The sequence below is a fragment of the Pseudomonas cedrina subsp. cedrina genome (genome assembly GCF_001983175.1).
GTDB lineage: Bacteria > Pseudomonadota > Gammaproteobacteria > Pseudomonadales > Pseudomonadaceae > Aquipseudomonas > Aquipseudomonas cedrina.
Window position 1 is genome coordinate 604,696 of sequence record NZ_MNPW01000001.1, and the last position, 21,884, is coordinate 626,579.

Genomic DNA, 21,884 nt, shown 5'->3' on the forward strand with positions numbered 1-21,884 from the left:
ACGACATGGCCCACGACGACACTGTGGGTCATGACGACAGCTTCGCTCCACATCACGCTCATCACCGAAACCTTCCCGCCCGAGATCAACGGGGTGGCCAATACCCTTGGCCGCCTGTGCGAGGGCCTGCGTGCACGCGGCCATCAAGTCGAGCTGGTGCGACCGCGCCAGGGCGCCGACCAGAGCCGTCCCAGCGACGACGCATTGCTGCTGTGCCGCGGCTGGCCGCTGCCGGGTTACCCAGGCCTGCAATGGGGCCAGTCGTCGATGCACAAGTTGCTGCGACGCTGGACGCGCCAACGCCCGGACGTGTTGTATATCGCCACCGAGGGGCCGCTGGGGCTGTCGGCGTTGCGCGCGGCGAGGCGCCTGGGGATCAGCGTCGTCAGCGGTTTTCATACCAATTTCCAGCAGTATTCGAACCAGTACGGCTTGAGCTTGCTCAGCCGCATGGTCACTCACTACCTGCGCTGGTTTCATAACCGCTCGAGCCTGACCCTGGTGCCCAGCGCCAGCCAGCGCCTGGAGCTGGAACGCAAGCACTTCGAACGGCTGGGGATGTTATCGCGGGGAGTGGACAGCCAATTGTTCCATCCAGCGAAACGCGATAACGCGCTGCGCGAAAGCTGGGCCTTGAACAGCGGGCAAACCGCTGTCCTTTATGTGGGCAGACTGGCGCACGAAAAGAACCTTGGGTTGCTCAAGCGGTGCTTCGAGACTTTGCAGGCCGCCTACGCACAGCGCCAGATGAAACTGATCATCGTCGGCGATGGCCCGCAGCGGGCAATGATGGAAAAGGACCTGCCGGAGGCGATCTTCTGCGGCGCCTTGCGCGGTGAAGAACTGGCGCGGCACTACGCGTCAGGTGATGTGTTCCTGTTCCCCAGCCTGACCGAAACGTTCGGCAACGTGGTGCTGGAAGCGATGGCATCGGGGTTGGGCGTCGTGGCCTACGACCAGGCGGCCGCAACCCAGCATATTCGCCATGGCTACAACGGAGTATTGGCGATGCCGGGAGACGAGAACGCGTTTTGCGAGGCCGCCAATTGGCTGCTGGAGGACGCCGAAAGCCTGCGTCGCATGCGCCTCAATGCGCGCCAGCATGCGAGCCGCCAGGGCTGGCCGGCGATTATCGAGCAGTTCGAGAACCAGTTACGAGGTGTATGCGGGGAGCACACTGTGATGCCCTCGCTGCCTTACGCAAAATAGAAAGCCCACGGGGCACACCATCGTTTGACTGCGCATGGGAAGATTTACTTGATATTTAAGTTGGGAACGAGCAGCGCCCGCTTACCAATCATTGATACCTGCTGCTTTAAGCAGGGCCTTTGAATCAATGGAGAGATCGATCATGCCAATTTATGGAATGGGTGTACGAAACGGAGTCAACATGCCAAATGCAGAATGGACACGTCAGCAACAATGGTTGGATCAGTCTCGAGCAGAACCGCCCGTCTACGGCCAGGCTGGGCATCAAAAAGATCCGAACAAAATTGATCACCGCAACGAGCTGAGTAAAAGACCGTAGTATTAATCACCCGTGCAGCAAAACTCCCTGTGCATGCACAGGGAGTCCAGCCCTTACACCAGAGTCGTCAACGCCTCACGACTGAACGGCAGAATGTCGCTCTCGCGGCCTTCGCGCACCTTCACCGCCCAATCCGGATCCACCAGCAGCGCGCGACCCACGGCGACCAGGTCGAACTCGTCGTTGTTCAGGCGCTCCAGCAGTTTCTCCAGGCTGGCCGGTTGCGCGACCTTGTCGGTGTTGACCATGAACTGCAGGAACTCGCCGTCCAGGCCAACGCTGCCGACGGTAATGGTCGGCTTGCCGGTGAGCTGGCGGGTCCAACCGGCCAGGTTAAGGTCGGAGCCTTCGAATTCCGGTTCCCAGAAGCGACGGGTGGAACAGTGGAAAATGTCCACACCAGCGTCCGACAACGGCTTGAGAAATTCGCCCAGCGCTTCGGGGGTTTGCACCAGACGCGCGGTGTAATCCTGCTGTTTCCACTGCGAAAAGCGAAAGATGATCGGGAAGTCCGGACCAACCGCGGCGCGAGTGGCCTGGATCAACTCGATGGCGAAACGCGAGCGATTGGCCAGGCTGCCGCCGTATTCGTCGGTACGCTGGTTGCTGCCTTCCCAGAAGAACTGGTCGACCAGATAGCCGTGGGCGCCGTGGATCTCCACGCCGTCCATGCCGATGCGCTGGGCGTCCCTGGCCGCTTGGGCAAAGGCGTTGATGACATCCTTGATGTCCTGGGCGGTCATGCCATGCACCACCACATTGCCGTCCTTGAGTTTTTCCATCGAACCATAGGCCGGCACGCTGCCATCAGGCTCGGTGCCGAGACGGCGAACGCTGCCCACGTGCCAGAGCTGCGGGACGATCTTGCCGCCCTCGGCGTGTACCGCATCGACCACGCTCTTCCAGCCGGCCAGCGCGGCCTCACCGTAGAAGTGCGGCACGTTGGGGTAGCCGTTGGAGGCTTGATGGCCGACCACGGTGCCCTCGGTGATAATCAGGCCCACGCCAGCGGCCGCACGGCGGCGGTAGTACTCGATGACTTGGGCATTCGGCACGCCGCCTGGAGAGAACGAACGGGTCATCGGCGCCATGACCACGCGGGTCGACAGTTGCAATGTGCCCAGCTGGAAAGGTTTGAACAAGGCTTGGACAGGCATGAGTGCGCTCCACGAAGAGAGGTTTATGACGCGGATAATATGGAGCGCAATAAGCCTTGAACAGCACTATTGATTTGGGTGATTTAGGCCTAAAAGAAGGAGGGCCGGTTAGCACTGACCTGTGGCGAGCGGGCTTGCCACAACAAGCCCTGTTTTCAAATAAGTCAGGGGTTCAAGCCAGGGCTTTTTCGATGGCCTGGACGATCGAGGGGTCTTCCGGTGGGGTGCGCGGCGAAAAGCGCGCCAGGACACGGCCATCTTTGCCGAGCAGGAATTTTTCGAAGTTCCAAGTGATATCCCCCGGGAACTCGGCGCCCTCGCCCGCCAGCAAACGGTACAGCTGGTGACGGTCAGGACCGTTGACCTCAAGCTTGCTGCCCAGCGGGAAAGTCACCCCGTAATTGAGGCTGCAAAATGCCTGGATCTCTTGCTCGGTACCCGGTTCCTGGCCCGCAAATTGATTGCAGGGCAGGCCAAGCACGGTGAACCCCTGGCCTTTGTACTGCTGATAGAGGTTCTCCAAGGCCGCATACTGCGGGGTCAAGCCACATTTGGAGGCCACGTTGACCACCAGCACCACTTGGCCCTTGAACGGCGCCAGCGGCAGCTCTTGTCCGTCCAAAGCTTTGAGTTTCAGGTCGTGGAAAGCACTCATGACGAACTCCAGATATCCATGTTCTTCGCATTGCGGCGTTTCGAGATTACAACCCGCAAGCCTGCAATCATAGACGCCGATTGCAAAAATCGCCTGCAGGTTACTGAGCGGTCGGCCAGGGCAAAATCGGAATCGCCGTCACGGCGTTCTGCGGGCTGCCTTCGATCAGGCGGTCGCTGTAGACCAGGTACACCAGGGTGTTGCGCTTCTTGTCGAGGAAACGCACCACCTGCATGGTCTTGAACACCAGGGACGTGCGTTCCTTGAACACTTCGTCGCCATCCTTGAGTTCGCCCTTGAAGCGGATCGGCCCGACCTGACGGCAGGCAATCGAGGCTTCGGCGCGGTCCTCGGCCAGGCCCAGGCCGCCTTTGACGCCGCCGGTCTTGGCGCGCGACAGGTAGCAGGTCACGCCGTCGACCTTGGGATCGTCAAAGGCTTCAACGACAATTCGATCGTTGGGTCCTACAAACTTGAACACCGTCGAGACCTGGCCGATTTCTTCGGCGGACGCCAGCAGCGGCAGGGCCAACAGCAGGCCGAGCAATCCCTTCATTAAACGCATCGTGTATTCCTTTGGTTAAACCAGGATCAGGTTGTCGCGGTGAACCAGTTCCGGCTCGGCCATGTAACCCAAGAGTCCGACAATCGCATCGGACGATTGCCCAATAATTTTCTGCGCTTCAAGGGCGCTGTAGTTGGCCAGGCCACGGGCGATCTCACGACCATCCGGGGCGACGCACACCACCATTTCGCCACGGCGGAAGCTGCCCTGCACCAACTTGACGCCCACCGGCAGCAGGCTCTTGTTGCCCTGGGACAAGGCCGACACCGCGCCGGCGTCCAGCACCAGGGTGCCACGGGTTTGCAGGTGACCGGCCAGCCACTGTTTGCGTGCCGCCAGCATGCCGCGTTCCGGCGACAACAGGGTGCCGATGCGCTCGCCGGCCTTGAGACGGTCCAGCACGCGTTCAATACGCCCGCCAACAATGATGGTGTGGGCACCGGAACGCGCGGCCAGGCGCGCGGCGCGCAGTTTGGTCTGCATGCCACCACGGCCCAGGGCACCGCCGACGCTGCCGGCCACGGCATCCAGTGCCGGGTCATCGGCGCGGGCTTCGTAGATCAACTGGGCGTCCGGGTTGTTGCGGGGGTCGGCGTCGAACATGCCGTCGCGGTCGGTGAGGATCACCAGCAGGTCGGCTTCCACCAGGTTGGCCACCAGGGCGGCCAGGGTGTCGTTGTCGCCGAAGCGGATTTCATCGGTGACCACGGTGTCGTTTTCGTTGATCACCGGGATGACCTTGAGCTCCACCAGCGCGCGCAGGGTACTGCGGGCGTTGAGGTAGCGCTTGCGGTCGGACAGGTCGTCGTGGGTCAGCAGGATCTGCGCCGTGTGGCGGCCATGCTCGGCAAAGCTGGATTCCCAGGCTTGCACCAGGCCCATCTGGCCGATGGCGGCGGCGGCTTGCAGCTCGTGCATCGCGCTGGGTCGCGCGGTCCAGCCGAGGCGGCTCATGCCAGCGGCAACTGCGCCGGACGAGACCAGCACCAACTCCACACCGGCCTCATGCAAGGCCACCATCTGCTCGACCCAGACGCTCATGGCTGCGCGATCGAGCCCCTTGCCATCGGCCGTCAGCAGCGCACTTCCGATCTTCACGACCCAGCGCTGCGCACCTGTCACTTTGCTCCGCATCATCTTCAACCTTAGATTGAGGGCTGCGCGACCCAGCGCGGCCCATAACGTTATACCCGGATACCAAAACGCCGCTCCAAAGGAGCGGCGTTCAAGTTTATCGCAACGAATCAGTCGCGCACGTAAATGATTTCCGGACCGTCTTCATCATCCACGTCTTCTTCGTCCCACTCATCGTCGCCGATGTCATGGACCGACTTCACGCCGCTGCGGCGCAGGGCACGCTGGTCGTCCAGCGCCTGCAACTGGGCACGGGCTTCGTCTTCGATCTGCTGGTCGAGTTCGGCCAGCTCTGCCTTGAACACCGGGTCGGCCGCGAGGCGGTCGGCACGGTCTTCGAGGTAGCGCATGATGTCGCGGGTCAGGCGCTCGGTGCCTTCTTTGGCGATGGCCGAGATCACGTAGACCGGACCTTCCCACTCCAGGCGGTCGACGATTTCCTTGACGCGTTCCTCATGCTCTTCTTCGAGGATCTGGTCGCATTTGTTCAGCACCAGCCAGCGATCGCGCTCGGCCAGGGCCGGGCTGAACTTGGTCAGTTCGCTGACGATGACTTCGGCGGCGTCCGCAGCACTGGTGTCATCCAGCGGTGCCATGTCGACGAGGTGCAGCAGCAAACGGGTACGCGACAAGTGCTTGAGGAAGCGAATCCCCAGGCCGGCGCCATCTGAAGCCCCTTCGATCAGACCGGGAATGTCGGCAATCACGAAGCTTTTCCAACGGTCGACGCTGACCACGCCCAGGTTTGGCACCAGGGTGGTGAACGGGTAGTCGGCAACTTTCGGCTTGGCGGCCGAGACTGAGCGGATGAAGGTACTTTTGCCAGCGTTCGGCAGGCCCAGCAGGCCCACGTCGGCGAGTACTTTCATTTCCAGCTTGAGGTCACGCTGCTCGCCCGGCTTGCCAGGGGTCGTCTGGCGTGGCGCACGGTTGGTACTGGACTTGAATCGGGTGTTACCCAGACCGTGCCAGCCGCCCTGCACCACCATCAGCTTCTGGCCGGCCTTGGTCAGGTCGCCGATGACTTCCTGGGTAGCGGAGTCGATGATCGTGGTGCCGACCGGTACGCGCAGTACCATGTCCTCACCTTTTTTACCGGTGCAGTCGGTACTGCCGCCGTTGGAGCCACGCTCGGCATCGAAGTGCCGGGTGTAACGGTAGTCGACCAGGGTGTTGAGGTTTTCGTCGGCCATCAGGTAGATGGAACCGCCGTCACCGCCGTCACCGCCGTTGGGGCCACCGTTTTCGATGAACTTTTCGCGGCGGAAACTCATGCAACCGTTACCGCCGTCGCCTGCTTTTACTCGGATGGAAACTTCATCAACGAACTTCATAACAAAACGCCTCTCGCCGCACGGACGAGCTTAAAAAACCAAGACATAAGACTCTTGCAAAAATGAGCGTAGCGACCTCAATCAGCGACCGCAAATCCAGCCCCGGAGCCCATCACAAACAGCTTTGCAAGAGACTCACCCCACAAACGAAAAAGCCCCGTCGCGAGACAGGGCTTTTCCAGCGATCTCGCAGTTAGGCTGCGACAACGCTCACGTAACGGCGGTTGAACGCGCCTTTTACTTCAAACTTGATCACGCCTTCGATTTTCGCGAAGAGGGTGTGATCCTTACCCATGCCTACACCGTAACCGGCGTGGAATTGGGTGCCGCGCTGACGCACGATGATGTTGCCCGGAATGATTTTCTGGCCGCCATACATCTTAACGCCAAGGCGTTTGGCTTCTGAGTCGCGACCGTTACGGGTACTACCACCAGCTTTTTTGTGTGCCATGAGTCAATTCTCCTAGTGAGGATTAGGCTGAAATTAAGCCTGAATACCGGTGATTTTGATCTCGGTGTACCACTGGCGGTGGCCCATACGCTTCATGTGGTGCTTACGACGACGGAACTTGATGATGCGGATTTTATCGTGACGACCTTGGGAAATCACTTCAGCCACAACGGTAGCGCCAGCAACCACTGGAGCGCCGATGTTCACGTCATCGCCATTGGCGACCAACAGAACGCGATCAAAAGTCACGGATTCGCCGGTGGCGATTTCCAGTTTTTCGATCTTCAGGTATTCACCTGGGGCGACCTTGTATTGCTTGCCACCAGTAACAATTACTGCGTACGACATGGTATTTCTCCGATAATCCTGCTCACCCAGCGCTTTATAAGAAGAGGTATTGGCTGGCATGGCTGCATGGGATGGACGTCCCGAATGCAATTGCGTAAGGCAGGTGCTGCCCAGGAAGTTCAGGGTGCGCGATTGTACGCAAGGCGTTAGCGGGTTGCAAGTGGCCGTCCATCGTGCCTTGACACTCGGGGGTCAGGGTCCTAGCATGCCGCGCAACCCTTCTGGAGCGACTGTCGCTGATGCAACCCCAAGCTTTCTACCGCGCGGTCGCGGACGATTTTAGCGCCGTCGACGGCATCATCAAGCAGCAGCTGACGTCTAAAGTGCCGCTGGTCTCCAAGATTGGCGACTATATTACGTCGGCTGGCGGTAAACGCCTGCGTCCTTTATTAGTGTTGCTCTGCGGCAAGGCCCTGGGCCGCGAAGGCGATGACCTGCGCCTGCTGGCCGCCACCATCGAGTTCCTGCACACCGCCACCTTGCTGCATGACGACGTGGTCGACATGTCCGGCATGCGCCGTGGCCGCGAGACCGCCAACGCCATGTGGGGCAATGCGCCCAGCGTGCTGGTGGGCGACTTCCTGTACTCGCGCTCGTTCGAAATGATGGTTGAACTCGGCTCGATGCCAGTGATGAAGATCCTCTCGCAGGCCACACGCATCATCGCCGAAGGCGAAGTGTTGCAACTGTCCAAGGTGCGCGACGCCAGCACCACCGAAGAAACCTATATGGAAGTGATTCGCGGCAAAACCGCGATGCTCTTCGAAGCCTCGACCCATAGCGCCGCTGCCCTGTGTGGCGCAACGGCCGAACAGGCCGAAGCCCTGCGCACCTTTGGCGATCACCTGGGCGTGGCGTTCCAACTGGTGGACGACCTGCTCGACTACCGTGGCGACGCCGAAACCCTGGGCAAGAACGTCGGCGACGACCTGGCCGAGGGCAAGCCGACCTTGCCGCTGATCTACACCATGCGCGAAGGCACGCCGGAACAGGCCGCCCTGGTGCGCAAGGCGATCCAGAAAGGCGGGATCGAAGACCTGGAGGCCATCCGCGCCGCCGTCGAAGCGTCGGGGTCGCTGGAGTACACGGCGCAACTGGCGCGCGATTATGTGGCCCGTGCGATCAAATGCCTGGACGCCCTTCCGGCCAGCGAATACCGGGATGCCCTGGTGGAGCTGAGTGAGTTTGCGGTAGCGCGTACGCACTGATTCTGCGCTGCTGTGGGAGCTGGCTTGCATCTTTGTAGTGAGCGGGCTTGTCCCGCGCTGGGCTGCGAAGCGGCCCCAATAAAGAAACAGCAGTGCTCCAGATAGAACCAAGCCGCCTGGTTTGGGGCGGCTTCGCCACCCAGCGCGGGACAAGCCCGCTCACTACAAGGTTTTGCGGCGCCGCCCCCAAATCGGCAATAAACCCTATATAATGTGCGACTTTTTAGCCATCCTGACTCCCAAGGAGCTTTAGTGAGCACGTTGCCACCCTGCCCGAAATGCAATTCCGAATTCACCTACGAAGACGGCACCCAGCTGATCTGCCCGGAATGCGCCCATGAATGGTCCGCCAACGGCGAGACCGAAGCGGCCGGCGATGAAACCGTCAAGAAAGACTCTGTGGGCAATGTCCTGCAGGACGGCGACACCATCACCGTGATCAAGGACCTCAAGGTCAAGGGCACCTCACTGGTCGTGAAGGTCGGCACCAAGGTCAAGAACATCCGCCTGTGCGATGGCGACCACGATATCGATTGCAAGATCGACGGGATCGGCCCGATGAAGCTCAAGTCCGAGTTCGTGCGCAAAGTCTGAACCTTGCCTCCATCCCGCGCCCGCCGCGGGATGGCGTTTCGCCCTCTCCTTGATCGAACGCACTGTCCATCCAGAAAAAACCATAAACCGCCAATAGGCACTTGCTATTCTACGAATAAGAATTATTCTCATTGAAACCGATCAAGGAGAATACCCATGACTTATTTGATAGATGCCTGGCTGGACCGTCCACACCCCTACCTGCGAATCCTGCATCGGGAAACCGGTGAAGTCTGTGCGGTGCTGGAAGAAGAAGCGCTGAACGAACTGCAGGACCAGGGCGACCTGGACGTGAATGGCTTGAGTTCAAGTGAACCGGGAGTGCTGAAGGAGGTGGTGCGCAATCTGTTTCTGTTCTGCTATGCCCGGGCGTTGCGCCCGGCGACGGAGCTGCATGGCAAGTTTCATCCATGAGCAACCGCGCAAAACCTGAATGCACCCGGCTCCCACATAGAACCGGGCGCATCAGCAAATTTTACAGAACGTCGAGCAGCTCGACGTCGAACACCAGAACGCTGTGCGGCGGGATGCTGCCAACGCCTTGAGCGCCGTAGGCCAGTTCGCTCGGCACGTACAGGCGCCATTTGCTGCCGGCATTCATCAGTTGCAGGGCTTCGGTCCAGCCGGCGATCACGCCGCCCACCGGGAATTCCGCAGGCTGGCCACGATCGTAGGAACTGTCGAACACAGTGCCGTCGATCAGGGTGCCATGGTAGTGGGTACGTACCTGGTCTTCGCGGCTTGGCTTGGCGCCTGTACCTGCGGTCAACACTTCGAATTGCAGGCCGGACGCCAGAGTGGTGATGCCATCGCGCTTGGCGTTTTCAGCCAGGAAGGCCAGGCCGGCACCGGCAGCGGCTTCAGCCTTGGCAGCCGCTTCGGCTTGCATGATTTCGCGAATCACTTTGAAGCTGGCTGCCATTTGCTCCTGGTCAACACGGCTTGGCTTGCCGGCGAACGCGTCGGTCAGGCCGGCAAGGATCGCGTCCAGGCTCACGCCAGGCGGCGGGTTATCGCGCAGTTGGTCGCCCAGTTGACGGCCAATACCGTAGCTGACGCGGGTTTCGTCGGTGGACAGATTGACTTCGGACATCAAATGGCTCCGCTGTAGGGCGGGTACGAAAACCATTGTTTTGCGTGCCGCCCAGAACTAAAAGGGCCAGCAGACTAGCACACATGCCCGCGCTTGATGAGCCACCGCGCCGGCAACTACGTATCTACTACCGAGCCCCAGGTGCCGGGCGACAAGCTGAAGCTCCCAAACATCACGGAGCTTCAGAATGATCCCAACCCCACTTGATCGCCCCCCGACGTTCGAAGAAATACGCAACGATCTGGGGCAGATCAGCGATTACCTGTTGCAGGGCGGCCCAATCAGGGCCCAGGCCAAACCTGATGAATTCATGGAGTTGGAACGCCTGAACCAGGTTCTCAATTGTCTCCACGCCCCTCCAGATAGATGCCACCGGACGCTTTTTCATCGACCGCTGGGATGCAATTCTTGTCGCAGGACACGCTGATCCAGGCACTCAGGTACGACATAGACCTGACCCCCGTGTAACGGCAACCTCGACGATTGCCTCCACCAGGAGGCAATTTCCCCCATCCGTCGGGACGCGCCTGCGCAAGTAAAAAAAACTACAGCTCAAGGGTTTGCGGCCGATACGGACGTACACCTTTGCTGGCATCAAAAACAAAAACTTCCAGCTCCAGAAAACAAATCGACTGCGTGCCTGGAGGCATAGTAATGAACAGCTGGTTCGGCAACATCAGCGTCAACCTCAAACTCGGCCTGGGCTTTGGCTTGGTGCTGGTTCTCACCTCGATCCTGGCCTTCACCGGCTGGACCAGCCTGGGGGGCCTGATCGACCGCAGCAATTGGATGAGCGACATCACCCAGCTTAATGCCTCGCTGACCAAACTGCGCGTCGTGCGCCTGCAGTATATGCTGGCCAATGGCGACGAAACCGTGGCACAGAACGTACAGACCAATCTGGACGTCTTCTCCGCCCAGCAGCAGAAGCTGCTCGACAGCTTCAAGAGCCCGGAAAACCTCAAGCTGCTCAACCAGCAAAAGGCCCTCATCACCGCCTATCAACAGTCGCTGAACAAAATGCGTGAGGCCTACCGTAATGGCAACGCCGCGCGCCAGGTGATGGGTGACAAGGCCGAGATCGCCAATACTCAGATCAATGCGCTGGACGCCAGCGTGCAGCAGATGGCCGACAGCCCGGAGCGCTTCGCGCAGTTCCAGGCGGTGACCCACGCCAAAGAAGAATTCCTGATGGCCCGCTATGAAGTGCGCGGCTACATCGCCAATGTCAACGCAGACACCGAAGCGCAAGCCGCCGCCCAGATTGAAAAAGCCATCAACGGCCTTAAGGGCCTCGGCGCCGTGTTTGGCGCCAGCCAGCAAAACGCGCTGGCCTCCCTGGAAACAGCCCTTGGCGCCTATCGCACTGCGGTGCAGAACTACAAGGCCGCCAATGCCAACATAGTCAGCGCCCGCGCCGAAATGACCACCCAGGGCACCGACATCGTGACCCTCAGCGACAAGCTCTACGACATCCAGCTGGAACGCCGTGATATCGAAAGCGCGCAGGCCCGTAGCCTGCAACTGATCAGCACCCTGCTGGCCCTATTGGTCGGTGTCATCGCCGCATGGGTCATCACCCGCCAGATCACCCGCCCGCTGCAGGAAACCCTGGCCGTGGTCGATCGCATTGCCTCGGGCGATCTGAGCCATACCATCCAGGTCACCCGTCGCGACGAACTGGGCGTGCTGCAACAAGGCATCCAGCGCATGGGCACCACCTTGCGTGAGTTGATCAGCGGTATTCGTGACGGCGTGACCCAGATCGCCAGCGCCGCCGAAGAGCTGTCGGCCGTCACAGAGCAGACCAGCGCCGGCGTAAACAGCCAGAAGATCGAGACCGATCAGGTCGCCACGGCCATGCACGAAATGACCGCCACCGTGCAGGAAGTGGCGCGCAACGCCGAACAGGCTTCGCTGGCCGCCGCCGACGCCGATGGCCAAGCCCGCGCAGGCGACAAAGTGGTGGCTGAAGCCATCGCCCAGATCGAACGCCTGGCCGCTGAAGTGGCGCGCTCCACCGACGCCATGGCGCACCTGCAACAAGAGAGCAACAAGATCGGCAGCGTCATGGACGTGATCAAGGCCGTGGCCGAGCAAACCAACCTGCTGGCACTCAACGCGGCGATTGAAGCGGCGCGAGCCGGTGAAGCCGGCCGTGGGTTTGCCGTCGTGGCCGACGAAGTGCGTGGCCTGGCCCAGCGCACGCAGAAATCCACCGAAGAAATCGAAGGCCTGGTCGCCGGTTTGCAGAACGGCACCCAGCAAGTGGCCAACGTGATGAACAACAGCCGCAGCCTCACCGACAGCAGCGTCGAACTGACGCGCAAGGCCGGTGTGTCGCTGGAAAACATCACGCGTACCGTGTCCAATATCCAATCGATGAACCAGCAGATCGCCGCCGCCGCCGAGCAACAAAGCGCCGTGGCCGAAGAGATCAGCCGCAGCATTGTGAACGTGCGTGATGTGTCCGAGCAGACCGCCACGGCCAGTGACGAGACGGCCAAGTCGAGTGTGGAACTGGCGCGCCTGGGCAGCCAGTTGCAGCAGATGGTCAGTCATTTCCGGGTGTAACGACCGGCGCATTCAATGGGGCGAAGGAGATTCACTGTGGCGAGGGAGCTTGCTCCCGTTGGGCTGCGTAGCGGCCCCAAAATCCTGGGAGCGCTGCGCACTCCAACGGGAGCAAGCTCCCTCGCCACAGGCAAACTTAGACATACTCGGCCCTCCGTGAGTTGGGCCTTACCTCCAGCGCACTTACCGGAACACGTGAGCCTTGGGACGCTGGTCATGGCTTCCGATGAAGCTCGCAACCCCGGCCACTAACCGGTGTTGCAAAAAACCGCCTATTTAAAGGCGGTTTTTTATTGCCCGCAAATTACCCCTCAGCCCTCACCTTCCTCGACAAACACCACCCGATTGCCAAACGGATCCTTGACGCTCATCTCACGCGAGCCCCACGGCGTTGCTTCAACCTCAGGCTTGGCATAACGGTAATCTTTACCCAGCAATTGCTGCTGATACGCGTCCACGCCTGGCGCCTGGATCCGCACCGCCGCGCCCGGCGACGCATCGCCATGGTGCTCGGACAAATGCAGCACGCACTCACCCAACGACACCTGCAGATACAGCGGATAGTTCGCCTCGAACCGATGCTGCCAATCGACCTTGAACCCGAGAAAGTCGACGTAGAATTCCAACGCTTTGGTCTCGTCGAAAATCCGCAGGATGGGGGTGACTTTTCCTAAGTGCATGGCAACCGCTCCGTATGTAAGAACGCCCACTATAAATACGAAAACCCGCCACGCAAATCCCCGCTGCGTGCCAGGAACCGGCCCGGCCGCTGACCATTGGCCTGCCCGTCGCGGTAGCTCAGCACGCCATTGACCCACACCCCGTCAATGCCCTCTGCCGCACGCTGCGGTTCCTTGAAATCCGCCACATCGCGCACGCGCAGAGGGTCGAACAAAACCAGGTCCGCCCAGTACCCTTCGCGAATTTCGCCTCGCTGCGCCAGGCCAAAACGCGCCGCCGACAGGCCGGTCATTTTGTGCACAGCGGTATGCAACGGGAACAACCCGACATCGCGACTGAAGTGCCCCAGCACCCGTGGAAACGCGCCCCACAAACGCGGATGCGGAAACGGATCCTCAGGCAACCCATCGGAACCCACCATCGACAAGGGATGCGCCAGGATGCGCCGTACATCCGCTTCGTCCATCCCGTAATACACCGCCCCCGCCGGTTGTAGCCGACGCGCTGCCTCCATCAGCGAAACGTTCCAGTCGCCGGCGATAGCCTGCAAGTCGCGCCCGCCCATGTCCGGGTGCGGCGTCGACCAAGTGATGGTGATACGGAACGCATCGGTGACTTGCTTGAGGTCCAGGGTCGAAGAACTGGCGGCATAGGGATAACAGTCGCAGCCCACCGGGTGGGTTTTCGCCGCCCGTTCCAGGGATGCCAGCAGTTGCGGACTGCGCCCCCAGTTTCCCGCGCCCGCGCACTTGAGGTGGGAAATGATCACCGGCGCCTGGGCATGCCGACCGATCTGGAAGGCTTCGTCCATCGCTTCCAGAACCGGCTCGAATTCGCTGCGCAAATGGGTGGTGTACACCGCGCCGAAGGCCGTCAGCTCTTCACTCAGTTGCATCACCTCATCGGTCTCGGCGTTGAACGCACTGGCGTACGCCAGGCCTGTGGATAAACCCAGGGCGCCGGCGGCGAGGCTTTCCTGTAACTGCACGCGCATGGCGGCGATTTCAGCCGGCGTGGCGGTGCGGTGCAGATCGTCCATGTGGTTGCTGCGCAACGCCGTGTGGCCGATCAAGGCCGCAACGTTCACCGCAGGGTGGGCGCTTTGCACCGCGGCGCGGTAGTCGGCGAAACGTGGATACACGAACGCTTCACGCTGGCCCAGCAGGTTCATCGGGTCTGGCGGATCACGCTGCAAACTCACCGGCGAGGCGCTGATCCCGCAATTGCCGACAATCACCGTGGTGACGCCCTGGCTGAGCTTGGGCAGCATCTGCGGGTAACGGATCACCACGGTGTCATCGTGGGTGTGCACATCGATGAACCCCGGCGCCAATACGCGGCCGGCGGCATCGATCTCTTGCTCGGCAGCGGCCGTGGACAAATCGCCGATCGTTGCGATGCGCCCGTCGCGCAACCCCACATCGGCCGGGTAGCCGGGGGTGTTGCTGCCATCGATGACCAGCGCCTGGCGAATCAGCGTGTCGTACTTCATATCAGTCTCCGAGCGGCAGGCTGTCGGGGCCGCCGCGATAATCGTCGAGGGCCAGCTTGATCCGGCGCAGGCGTTCCTGGTTGGCGTCCGGCAGGGCCAGCGCCAGTTCGGTGGCGAGCAGATCAATGGCCAGCAACATGCCGTAGCGCGCCGCCGTGGGTTTGTAGATAAAACTGGTTTCGGCCGGTTGCAATGGCAGCAAGACATCCGCCAACAGGGCCAAGGGCGAATCGGCCAGGGTGATGGCGAGAATGCGCGCGTCGTAATTGCGCGCCAACTCCACCACGTCCAGCAGTTCGGGGGTAAGTCCACTCAAGGAACACACGATCAGCGCCTGTTCGGGGCCCAGGGTCGCCGCCGTGATACGCATCATCACCGGGTCGTGGCAGGCGGCAATTGGATAACCCAGGCGCACCAGGCGCACTTGCAGCTCATCGCTGCACAGGCTCGACGGGCCGCCCATGCCGAACGCATGAATCATCCGCGCCTTGCCCAACAGGCTCACTGCATCCACGAAACTCGTCTGGTTGAAGCCCGACAAGTGCTGACGCAATGTGGCCTCGATGTCACCCAGGATCTGCCGATGAAACGCCGACTGTTCCGGCAACCCAGCCGGGTCGAGGAAGCGACTGCCCACGCCACTGGCCTGGGCCAGTTGCAGGCGCAAGTCGCGCAAATCCCGGCACCCGACACTGCGCGCAAAGCGCGACAAGGTCGCGGTGCTGACCTCGGCCCGTTGGGACAAGGCCTCCAGGCTGGCCGACGCGGCAAAGCCCACGTCATCGAGCATCAGCCTGGCGATACGCCCCTCCCCTGCGCTGAAGGAAGCCTGGCGGGCGCGGATCTGGTAGAGGATGTCCATGGGGTCTCCGGGTTACAGAACAGGGCTCATAACAACAGTGAAAGGCCGTACGTCAGGCCGAAGGCGACCAGCGAAATCAGGGTCTCCAACACGGTCCAGGTCTTGAAGGTCTGGATCACCGTCATATTGAAGTATTCCTTGATCAGCCAGAAGCCGCCGTCGTTGACGTGGGAAAAGATCACCGAGCCCGCGCCGGTCGTCAGCACCAGCAATTCCGGGTGTGGATAACCCAGGCCCATGGCAACCGGCGCCACCACACCGGACGCGGTGGTCATGGCAACCGTGGCCGAGCCTGTGGCAATACGCATCAGCGCGGCGAACAGCCACCCCATCACCAGCGGCGACAAATGAAACGCATGGGCCAGGCCGAGGATTTCGTTGGTCACGCCCGCGTCTACCAGGATGCGATTCAACCCACCGCCCGCGCCCACCAGCAAGGTAATGCTGGCCGTCGGCGCCAGGCATTCATTGGTGAACTTGAGGATCGACTCGCGGTTGAAACCCTGGGCGATACCCAAGGTCCAGAAGCTGACCAATGTCGCCACCAGCAACGCAATCACCGAGTTGCCGATGAACAACAGGAACTGGTTGAACGCAGTGCCCGGCGTGGCGATCACGTTGGCCCAACCGCCGATCATCATCAACACCACCGGCAGCAGGATGGTGCCCATGGTCAGCGCGAAACTGGGCAGTCGGATGCGCGGCTCGCGCTCGATGAACTGGCGTTCCAGCGGGTTTTGCGCCGGCAACTGGATACGCGGCACGATGAACCTGGCATACACGGGGCCGGCGATGATGGCCGTGGGGATGCCGATCAGGATCGCATACAGCACCGTCTGCCCCACCGACGCGTTATAGGCCAGCACCGCCATCATCGCCGCCGGGTGCGGCGGCACCAGCGCATGCACCACCGACAAACCGGCGACCATCGGCAAGCCGACCATCAAGATTGAAACGCCCACACGCCGCGCCACGGTAAAGGCGATCGGCACCAGCAACACAAAACCGACTTCAAAAAACAGCGGCAGCCCCACCAGGAACGCGATGCACACCATCGCCCAATGGGCATTGCGCTCGCCGAACCGGTTGATCAACGTACGCGCCACCTGCTCGGCACCGCCGGATTCGGCCATCATCTTGCCGAGCATGGTGCCCAGCGCGACGACCAGGGCGATGTGCCCCAGGGTCTTGCCGACGCCCGCCTCGTAGGAGCCCATGATGGTATCCGCCGGCATCCCGGCCGTCAGTGCCAGGCCGATGGACACCAGGGTGATGACGATAAACGGGTTGAGCCGGTAACGTGCAATCAGCACGATCAAAGCAATGATGGCGATGGCAGCGTATGCCAATAGCCCGAAGCCCAGTGATGCGGCCATGCGGTACTCCTCGGAAAGGGTCACGTCAGATCTGTTGTGAAACTCATAAATCATTACCGAGGCGTATTTTCAATTTTAATGAAACTAAATTTCGCCCACAGATAAGCCCTGTCGCGTTGGGATACGCCCAAGGCTCGTCAATGAAAATTCAGGGAGCGTTCTTACACGAAGATCAGACAAGGCTGGAAACTCACCGCGCGCGGTTGAGTCTTAGCCTGCACATTCATTGAAGCCAGGAAATCGACCATGAAACACACGACACTCGCCGCCGGCGCCCTGCTGCTGGCCCTGTGCGGCACTGCCGCCGCAGCCGACAACCCGGCGCTGAAAAAATGCATGGACGGCGCCAGCACCACCGCAGACATGGTCGGTTGCAACGTCAAGGAGACCAAGGTGCAAGACGCGCGCCTGAACAAAGCCTACAAGGCTGCTCTCGCCGCCCTGGAAGGCAACCGCAGGCAGCAGCTGCAAGACGTGCAGCGCCTGTGGATAAAGTACCGCGATGCCAATTGCGGTTTCATCGGTTCGGCCACCGGCGGCACCATCGATCAGGTCAACGGCTCCGGTTGCGTGCTGGACATGACCCAGGCACGCGCCCAGGAGTTGGAAAACCTCGTCGGGCCTTGATCAGTCGTGATGCACCCGCGCACGCTTGAGCAACTTCTTGCAGCGCTCCGACAGATGCAACACCCGCAGGTGCTTGCCGGCCTTGCTGTAGCGCTCGCGCAGGGTCATCAGCGCGGCAATCGCCGAGTAGTCGACAAAGCTCAGGTGACGGCAATCGAGCGTCACCTGAGCCGGGTCGTTGGCCGGGTCGAATTGGTTCAGGAACGGCGTGGTCGAGGCAAAGAACAAGGTACCGTGCAGGCGATAGAGCTTGCTGCCATCGGCTTCCAGATGCTCATCGGCGTACAATTCGCGCGCTTGCTGCCAGGCAAAGTTCAGCGCCGCAATCACAATCCCGCACAGCACGGCGGTGGCCAGGTCGGTGAACACGGTGATCACCGTCACCGCAATGATCACCAGCACATCATTGAGCGGCACCTTGTTGATCACCCGCAACGACGCCCAGGCGAAGGTCTGCTGCGACACCACGAACATCACCCCGACCAGCGCCGCCAATGGAATGCGCTCGATCAGCGGTGACAGAAACAGGATGAACAACAGAATCATCACCCCGGCAAACACCCCGGAGAATCGCCCGCGCCCGCCGGAGCTGAGGTTGATCACGGTTTGTCCGATCATCGCGCAACCGCCCATGCCGCCGAACAGGCCAGACAGCATGTTCGCCGCGCCCAGGGCCACGCTTTCGCGGTCGGGGTAGCCACGGGTCTCGGTGATTTCGTCGGTGAGGTTCAGGGTGAGCAGGGTTTCCAGCAGCCCGACCATAGCCATCAGGAAAGCGTAGGGCGCGATGATGCCGAGGGTTTCCAGGGTCCAGGGGATCTGCGGCCACGCAAAGGTCGGCAGGCCGCCGGCGATATGGGCCATGTCGCCGAGGGTGCGGGTCGGCAAACCGAGCAGATAGACCGCCAGGCCCACGCCAAGGATCGCCACCAGCGCGGGCGGCACGGCGCGCGTGATACGCGGCAACAGGTAGACGATGGCCATGGTCACCAGCACCAGGCCGGCCATTACGTACAGCGGCGTGCCGCTGAGCCAGCTTTCGCCGTTCTTGAAGTGCTCCAGCTGCGCCAGCGCAATGATGATCGCCAGGCCGTTGACGAACCCCAGCATCACCGGATGCGGCACCATGCGCACCAGTTTGCCCAGGCGCAGCAGGCCGAACGCGACCATGATCAGCCCGCCCAGCAATACCGTGGCCAGCAGATATTCCACGCCGTGTTGCACCACCAACGCCACGATCACCACCGCCATCGAGCCTGCCGCGCCGGAGACCATACCGGGGCGACCGCCGAATAAGGCGGTCAGGGTGCAGATGATAAAGGCGCCATAGAGCCCCATCAGCGGGTTGAGGTGAGCCACCAGGGCAAAGGCGATGCACTCGGGCAGCAACGCAAAGGACGTGGTGAGGCCGGCCAGGGCATCGGCGCGCAGACGGGTGAGGTTCATGAGGTACCAGGGTCATGCGGGGGATAAGGCGGGGAATGGTACGGAATTGAGCGGGGTGGGGCCAGTGTCGGGTGAACATGAAGGACCGAGTGGCCCCCTTCGCGAGCAAGCCCGCTCCCACATTTTGACCGCATTTTCCTGATCGAACGCGATCAAGTGTGGGAGCTGGCTTGCCTGCGATGGCAACACCTGGGTCTCAAGCGAACATCACACCATCTGGTTACGAATCCATTCCACAACCGAAGTCCGCTTCGGCACCCAACCCAGCAATTCGCGCGCATGCTTGCCCCGCACCCGGCTGTTGGAACCCAGGCCATAGTTGGCCATTTCATAGCCCCACTCGGCCTCGGCATCCGCCAATGGCCAATCCTGCGGTTGACCCAGGTGCAGCGCTTCGGCGATGGCGGTGGTCATGTCGACAAACGCGGCCTCGCCGCTTTCCACGAAGTAGAACGTACCGGGCACATTCCGGGTCAGTGCCAGCAGGTACAGCGCCACCACGTCTTCAATGTGCACGTTGGACCAGATGTTCTGCCCGCTGCCCACATGGCGTACCACCCCGCTCTTACGCGCCTGCTTGAGCAGGCGCGGCAATTGCACGCTGTCGCGCTTCACGCCCAGGCTGTGGCCGTAGATCAACGTGTTGCAGATCACCGCCGAATTCACGCCGTGCCGGGCGGCGGCCAGGATCAGCTTGTCGATGGCGACGCGAGCGGCCTTGTCGGCCGTCGGTTCCGGCAGGTTGTCTTCGTGGTAGATGACGTCACTGGCCTTGCCGCCCGACGCATCGCCGACGATGCTCGAACCGCTGGTGTGCAGGAACGGTTTGTTCGACCCCTTCAGCGCCGCCAGCAGGGTTTCGACGCCAGCGCGATGGTCGCTGCTCGCGGCGTTGATCACCGCATCGGCCTTTTGCGCCTGTTCGGTCAGCACAGCGGCGTCATCGAGGCTGCCGATCACTGGCGTGATGCCCAGGGCGGTCATTTCGGCGGCTTGGTCGGCGCTGCGTACCAGGCCGGTGACGGTGTGGCCAGCCTTGATCAGGCCGGTGGCGATGGAACCGCCGATAAAGCCTGCGGCGCCGGTGACGAATACGTTCATGGAGTGTTCTCCTGACTGGGTAAGTGATGCGTCCAGTATCCAGGGCGCACCCGTGCCGAATAAGCCCCCGGCGGCCAATTCAGTCTTGCGCCCGAATCACGAATCAGCAGGCATAGCGCGCCAGCTTGGCCTGGATAAAATCCAGGAAACACTGGATACGCAGCGCCAATTGCGAGTTACGGTAGAACACCGCGTGGATCGGCTGGCGATAACCACTGTTGAAGGTTTCCAGCACCGGCACCAGGCGCCCGGCGTCAATGTCGGCGGCGGTCATGAAGTTCGACAGGCAGCAGATGCCCTGCCCTTCCAGCGCCAGTTGGCGCAGGGTTTCACCGCTGGACGCGGCGATGCCGGGTTGGATCAGCCAGCGGTCGCCTTCCACATGACGCAGCGGCCAATGGTTGAGGGTTTCGGTCTGGGTGAAGCCGAGCAAGGTGTGGTCCGCCAACTCGGCGACCGTGGTCGGCGTGCCGTGTTGCTGGAGGTAGTCGGGGCTGGCGAGGATATGCAGCGGCGTACAGCCAAGGGCGCGCGCATGCAGGGTGGAGTCGGCCAGGGCACCGATGCGAATGGCGATATCGGTGCTTTGCTCGAGCAGGTCGATGATCACGTCATCGCTGTTCAGCTCCAGTTGAATGTCGGGGTAGAGGCGGCGAAACTCGGCGATGTACGGCACGATCCCATGCAGCATGAACGGCACCGCGGCATTGATGCGCAGGCGCCCGGCCGGTTTTTTCTGGCGGGACGACAGGCGTTCTTCCAGCTCATCCATTTGCGCCAGGATCGCCTTGGCCTGCTCGAAGAAGTACTTGCCCTCTTCGGTCAGGTCCATGCGCCGCGTGGTGCGGTTGATCAGCGTGGTGTCGAGCTTGGCTTCCAGGCGCGACAAGGTGCGACTGACCGCGGACGGCGTCTGCCCGACCTGCTCCGCCGCTGCGGAGATCGAACCGCACTCGATCACGCTGACGAAGATCTGTAGCTCATCGGATCGGGCTTTCACGGGCGCTCCTCGTTATCGGTTCAGCGCAGCTTACACCGAGAGATTGAACACCTGCGCCAGATGCTGCTCGTAGCGTGCCACGTCAGCTTCGATCGCCGGGCGCTTCATCACGTCAACGCAGAGGAAGGTTGGCAACGCGGTCATGCCGAGGAACTCGTGGGCCTTGTGGAACGGGAAGTACACCGCGTCCACACCCTTGGCTTCAAAGAAGTCGTTCGGGTCGTCGAAGGCTTGCTGCGGCGCATTCCAGGTCAGTGACAGCAGGTATTGCTTGCCCTGCACCAAACCGCCGCTGCCGTATTTCTGCGAGGCATCGGAACGGGTGCGGCCATCGCTGGCGTACAGGCTGCCGTGGCCTTCGGTGAAGACTTCGTCGATGTACTTCTTCACGATCCACGGTGCGCCCATCCACCAGCCGGGCATCTGGTAGATGATCACGTCGGCCCAAAGGAATTTGGCGACTTCTTCGGCGACGTCATAGCCTTCGTCGATGTGGGTGACTTTGACGTCGATGCCGCCACGGTCCAGCACAGCCAAGGCGGCGTCATGCAAGGTGCTGTTGTAGCGACCGTCGGAGTGGGCGAACTGTTTGCCGCCGTTGAGCAGGAGTACTTTTTTCATGGGAGGTATCCAGAAGTGAAAATGTCTGGACGCAGAC

General features: G+C 61.3%; 21 protein-coding genes and 2 pseudogenes. 7 read left to right on the forward strand and 16 right to left on the reverse strand.

Annotated features, from left to right (window positions below):
• The first annotated feature begins 30 nt into the window (after positions 1 to 30).
• The gene (locus tag BLL36_RS02880) at positions 31 to 1,209 is read left to right on the forward strand and encodes a glycosyltransferase family 4 protein (RefSeq protein ID WP_076949945.1); all 1,179 of its coding nucleotides are present in this window, start codon (positions 31 to 33) and stop codon (positions 1,207 to 1,209) included.
• Positions 1,210 to 1,581: 372 nt separating this feature from the next.
• Here BLL36_RS02880 and BLL36_RS02885 read toward each other — a convergent pair whose 3' ends face one another.
• The 7 genes from BLL36_RS02885 to rplU form a co-directional block, all read right to left on the reverse strand.
• Positions 1,582 to 2,685, reverse strand: a complete 1,104-nt coding sequence (locus tag BLL36_RS02885; protein ID WP_076949946.1) for an NADH:flavin oxidoreductase — start codon at positions 2,683 to 2,685, stop codon at positions 1,582 to 1,584.
• Positions 2,686 to 2,857: 172 nt separating this feature from the next.
• Positions 2,858 to 3,340: a glutathione peroxidase gene (locus BLL36_RS02890; RefSeq protein WP_076949947.1), complete on the reverse strand. Its 483-nt coding sequence runs from the start codon at positions 3,338 to 3,340 to the stop codon at positions 2,858 to 2,860.
• 100 nt (positions 3,341 to 3,440) lie between these two features.
• Entirely contained in the window at positions 3,441 to 3,905 is a 465-nt protein-coding gene (locus BLL36_RS02895) for a CreA family protein (protein WP_076949948.1), read from the reverse strand.
• A 15-nt stretch (positions 3,906 to 3,920) separates the two neighbouring features.
• Positions 3,921 to 5,039, reverse strand: coding sequence for a glutamate 5-kinase (proB, locus tag BLL36_RS02900; RefSeq protein ID WP_076949949.1), 1,119 nt, complete (start codon positions 5,037 to 5,039; stop codon positions 3,921 to 3,923).
• A gap of 110 nt (positions 5,040 to 5,149) precedes the next feature.
• A complete protein-coding gene (gene cgtA / locus BLL36_RS02905; protein WP_076949950.1) occupies positions 5,150 to 6,373 on the reverse strand; it encodes an Obg family GTPase CgtA in 1,224 nt (407 codons plus the stop codon).
• Positions 6,374 to 6,566: 193 nt separating this feature from the next.
• Positions 6,567 to 6,824: a 50S ribosomal protein L27 gene (gene rpmA / locus BLL36_RS02910; RefSeq protein WP_003176049.1), complete on the reverse strand. Its 258-nt coding sequence runs from the start codon at positions 6,822 to 6,824 to the stop codon at positions 6,567 to 6,569.
• Between the two features lie 33 nt (positions 6,825 to 6,857).
• Positions 6,858 to 7,172 carry a 50S ribosomal protein L21 gene (rplU, locus tag BLL36_RS02915; protein WP_003230856.1) on the reverse strand — a complete coding sequence of 105 codons (315 nt, stop codon included), beginning with the start codon at positions 7,170 to 7,172 and terminating at the stop codon, positions 6,858 to 6,860.
• A gap of 239 nt (positions 7,173 to 7,411) precedes the next feature.
• Between rplU and BLL36_RS02920 the strand changes: the two genes are divergently transcribed.
• The 3 genes from BLL36_RS02920 to BLL36_RS02930 all read left to right on the forward strand — a co-directional run bounded on the left by BLL36_RS02920 (position 7,412) and on the right by BLL36_RS02930 (position 9,388).
• Entirely contained in the window at positions 7,412 to 8,380 is a 969-nt protein-coding gene (locus BLL36_RS02920; RefSeq protein WP_076949951.1) for a polyprenyl synthetase family protein, read from the forward strand.
• Between the two features lie 252 nt (positions 8,381 to 8,632).
• Positions 8,633 to 8,974, forward strand: coding sequence for a zinc ribbon domain-containing protein YjdM (locus tag BLL36_RS02925; RefSeq protein ID WP_034100559.1), 342 nt, complete (start codon positions 8,633 to 8,635; stop codon positions 8,972 to 8,974).
• Positions 8,975 to 9,130: 156 nt separating this feature from the next.
• Positions 9,131 to 9,388, forward strand: a complete 258-nt coding sequence (locus BLL36_RS02930) for a PA4570 family protein (protein ID WP_017735021.1) — start codon at positions 9,131 to 9,133, stop codon at positions 9,386 to 9,388.
• Positions 9,389 to 9,449: 61 nt separating this feature from the next.
• Here BLL36_RS02930 and BLL36_RS02935 read toward each other — a convergent pair whose 3' ends face one another.
• Positions 9,450 to 10,067, reverse strand: coding sequence for an FKBP-type peptidyl-prolyl cis-trans isomerase (locus BLL36_RS02935; protein WP_076949952.1), 618 nt, complete (start codon positions 10,065 to 10,067; stop codon positions 9,450 to 9,452).
• A 654-nt stretch (positions 10,068 to 10,721) separates the two neighbouring features.
• Between BLL36_RS02935 and BLL36_RS31595 the strand changes: the two are divergent.
• Both BLL36_RS31595 and BLL36_RS31600 read left to right on the forward strand, forming a co-directional pair.
• Positions 10,722 to 11,786, forward strand: a pseudogene (locus tag BLL36_RS31595) (methyl-accepting chemotaxis protein); the annotation flags it as partial.
• A gap of 261 nt (positions 11,787 to 12,047) precedes the next feature.
• Positions 12,048 to 12,641: pseudogene (locus BLL36_RS31600) on the forward strand (methyl-accepting chemotaxis protein); the annotation flags it as partial.
• 311 nt (positions 12,642 to 12,952) lie between these two features.
• Here BLL36_RS31600 and BLL36_RS02950 read toward each other — a convergent pair.
• Genes BLL36_RS02950 through BLL36_RS02965 form a run of 4 tightly spaced genes read right to left on the reverse strand, consistent with a single transcriptional unit; the run spans position 12,953 to position 17,052 of the window.
• Positions 12,953 to 13,351 (reverse strand): glyoxalase superfamily protein, encoded by a 399-nt coding sequence (locus tag BLL36_RS02950; RefSeq protein ID WP_267903509.1) that lies wholly within the window; start codon positions 13,349 to 13,351, stop codon positions 12,953 to 12,955.
• Positions 13,351 to 14,814, reverse strand: a complete 1,464-nt coding sequence (locus BLL36_RS02955; RefSeq protein WP_076949956.1) for an N-acyl-D-amino-acid deacylase family protein — start codon at positions 14,812 to 14,814, stop codon at positions 13,351 to 13,353. The genes BLL36_RS02950 and BLL36_RS02955 overlap by 1 nt, the downstream gene beginning before the upstream one ends.
• Position 14,815: 1 nt before the next feature.
• Positions 14,816 to 15,676: a MurR/RpiR family transcriptional regulator gene (locus tag BLL36_RS02960; protein ID WP_076949957.1), complete on the reverse strand. Its 861-nt coding sequence runs from the start codon at positions 15,674 to 15,676 to the stop codon at positions 14,816 to 14,818.
• 26 nt (positions 15,677 to 15,702) lie between these two features.
• Positions 15,703 to 17,052 (reverse strand): GntT/GntP/DsdX family permease, encoded by a 1,350-nt coding sequence (locus BLL36_RS02965; protein WP_197678438.1) that lies wholly within the window; start codon positions 17,050 to 17,052, stop codon positions 15,703 to 15,705.
• 246 nt (positions 17,053 to 17,298) lie between these two features.
• On the opposite strand from BLL36_RS02965, the gene BLL36_RS02970 reads away from it, so the two are divergent.
• Positions 17,299 to 17,679: a lysozyme inhibitor LprI family protein gene (locus BLL36_RS02970; RefSeq protein ID WP_076949959.1), complete on the forward strand. Its 381-nt coding sequence runs from the start codon at positions 17,299 to 17,301 to the stop codon at positions 17,677 to 17,679.
• On the opposite strand, the gene BLL36_RS02975 is transcribed toward BLL36_RS02970, so the two are convergent.
• The 4 genes from BLL36_RS02975 to BLL36_RS02990 form a co-directional block, all read right to left on the reverse strand.
• Complete coding sequence (locus BLL36_RS02975; RefSeq protein ID WP_076949960.1) at positions 17,680 to 19,125, reverse strand: SulP family inorganic anion transporter; 1,446 nt, start codon at positions 19,123 to 19,125, stop codon at positions 17,680 to 17,682. It abuts the gene before it with no gap.
• Positions 19,126 to 19,332: 207 nt separating this feature from the next.
• Positions 19,333 to 20,226, reverse strand: coding sequence for an NAD-dependent epimerase/dehydratase family protein (locus BLL36_RS02980; protein ID WP_076949961.1), 894 nt, complete (start codon positions 20,224 to 20,226; stop codon positions 19,333 to 19,335).
• A gap of 103 nt (positions 20,227 to 20,329) precedes the next feature.
• A complete protein-coding gene (locus tag BLL36_RS02985; RefSeq protein ID WP_076949962.1) occupies positions 20,330 to 21,226 on the reverse strand; it encodes a LysR family transcriptional regulator in 897 nt (298 codons plus the stop codon).
• 30 nt (positions 21,227 to 21,256) lie between these two features.
• Entirely contained in the window at positions 21,257 to 21,847 is a 591-nt protein-coding gene (locus BLL36_RS02990; protein WP_076949963.1) for an NAD(P)H-dependent oxidoreductase, read from the reverse strand.
• Positions 21,848 to 21,884: the final 37 nt, after the last annotated feature.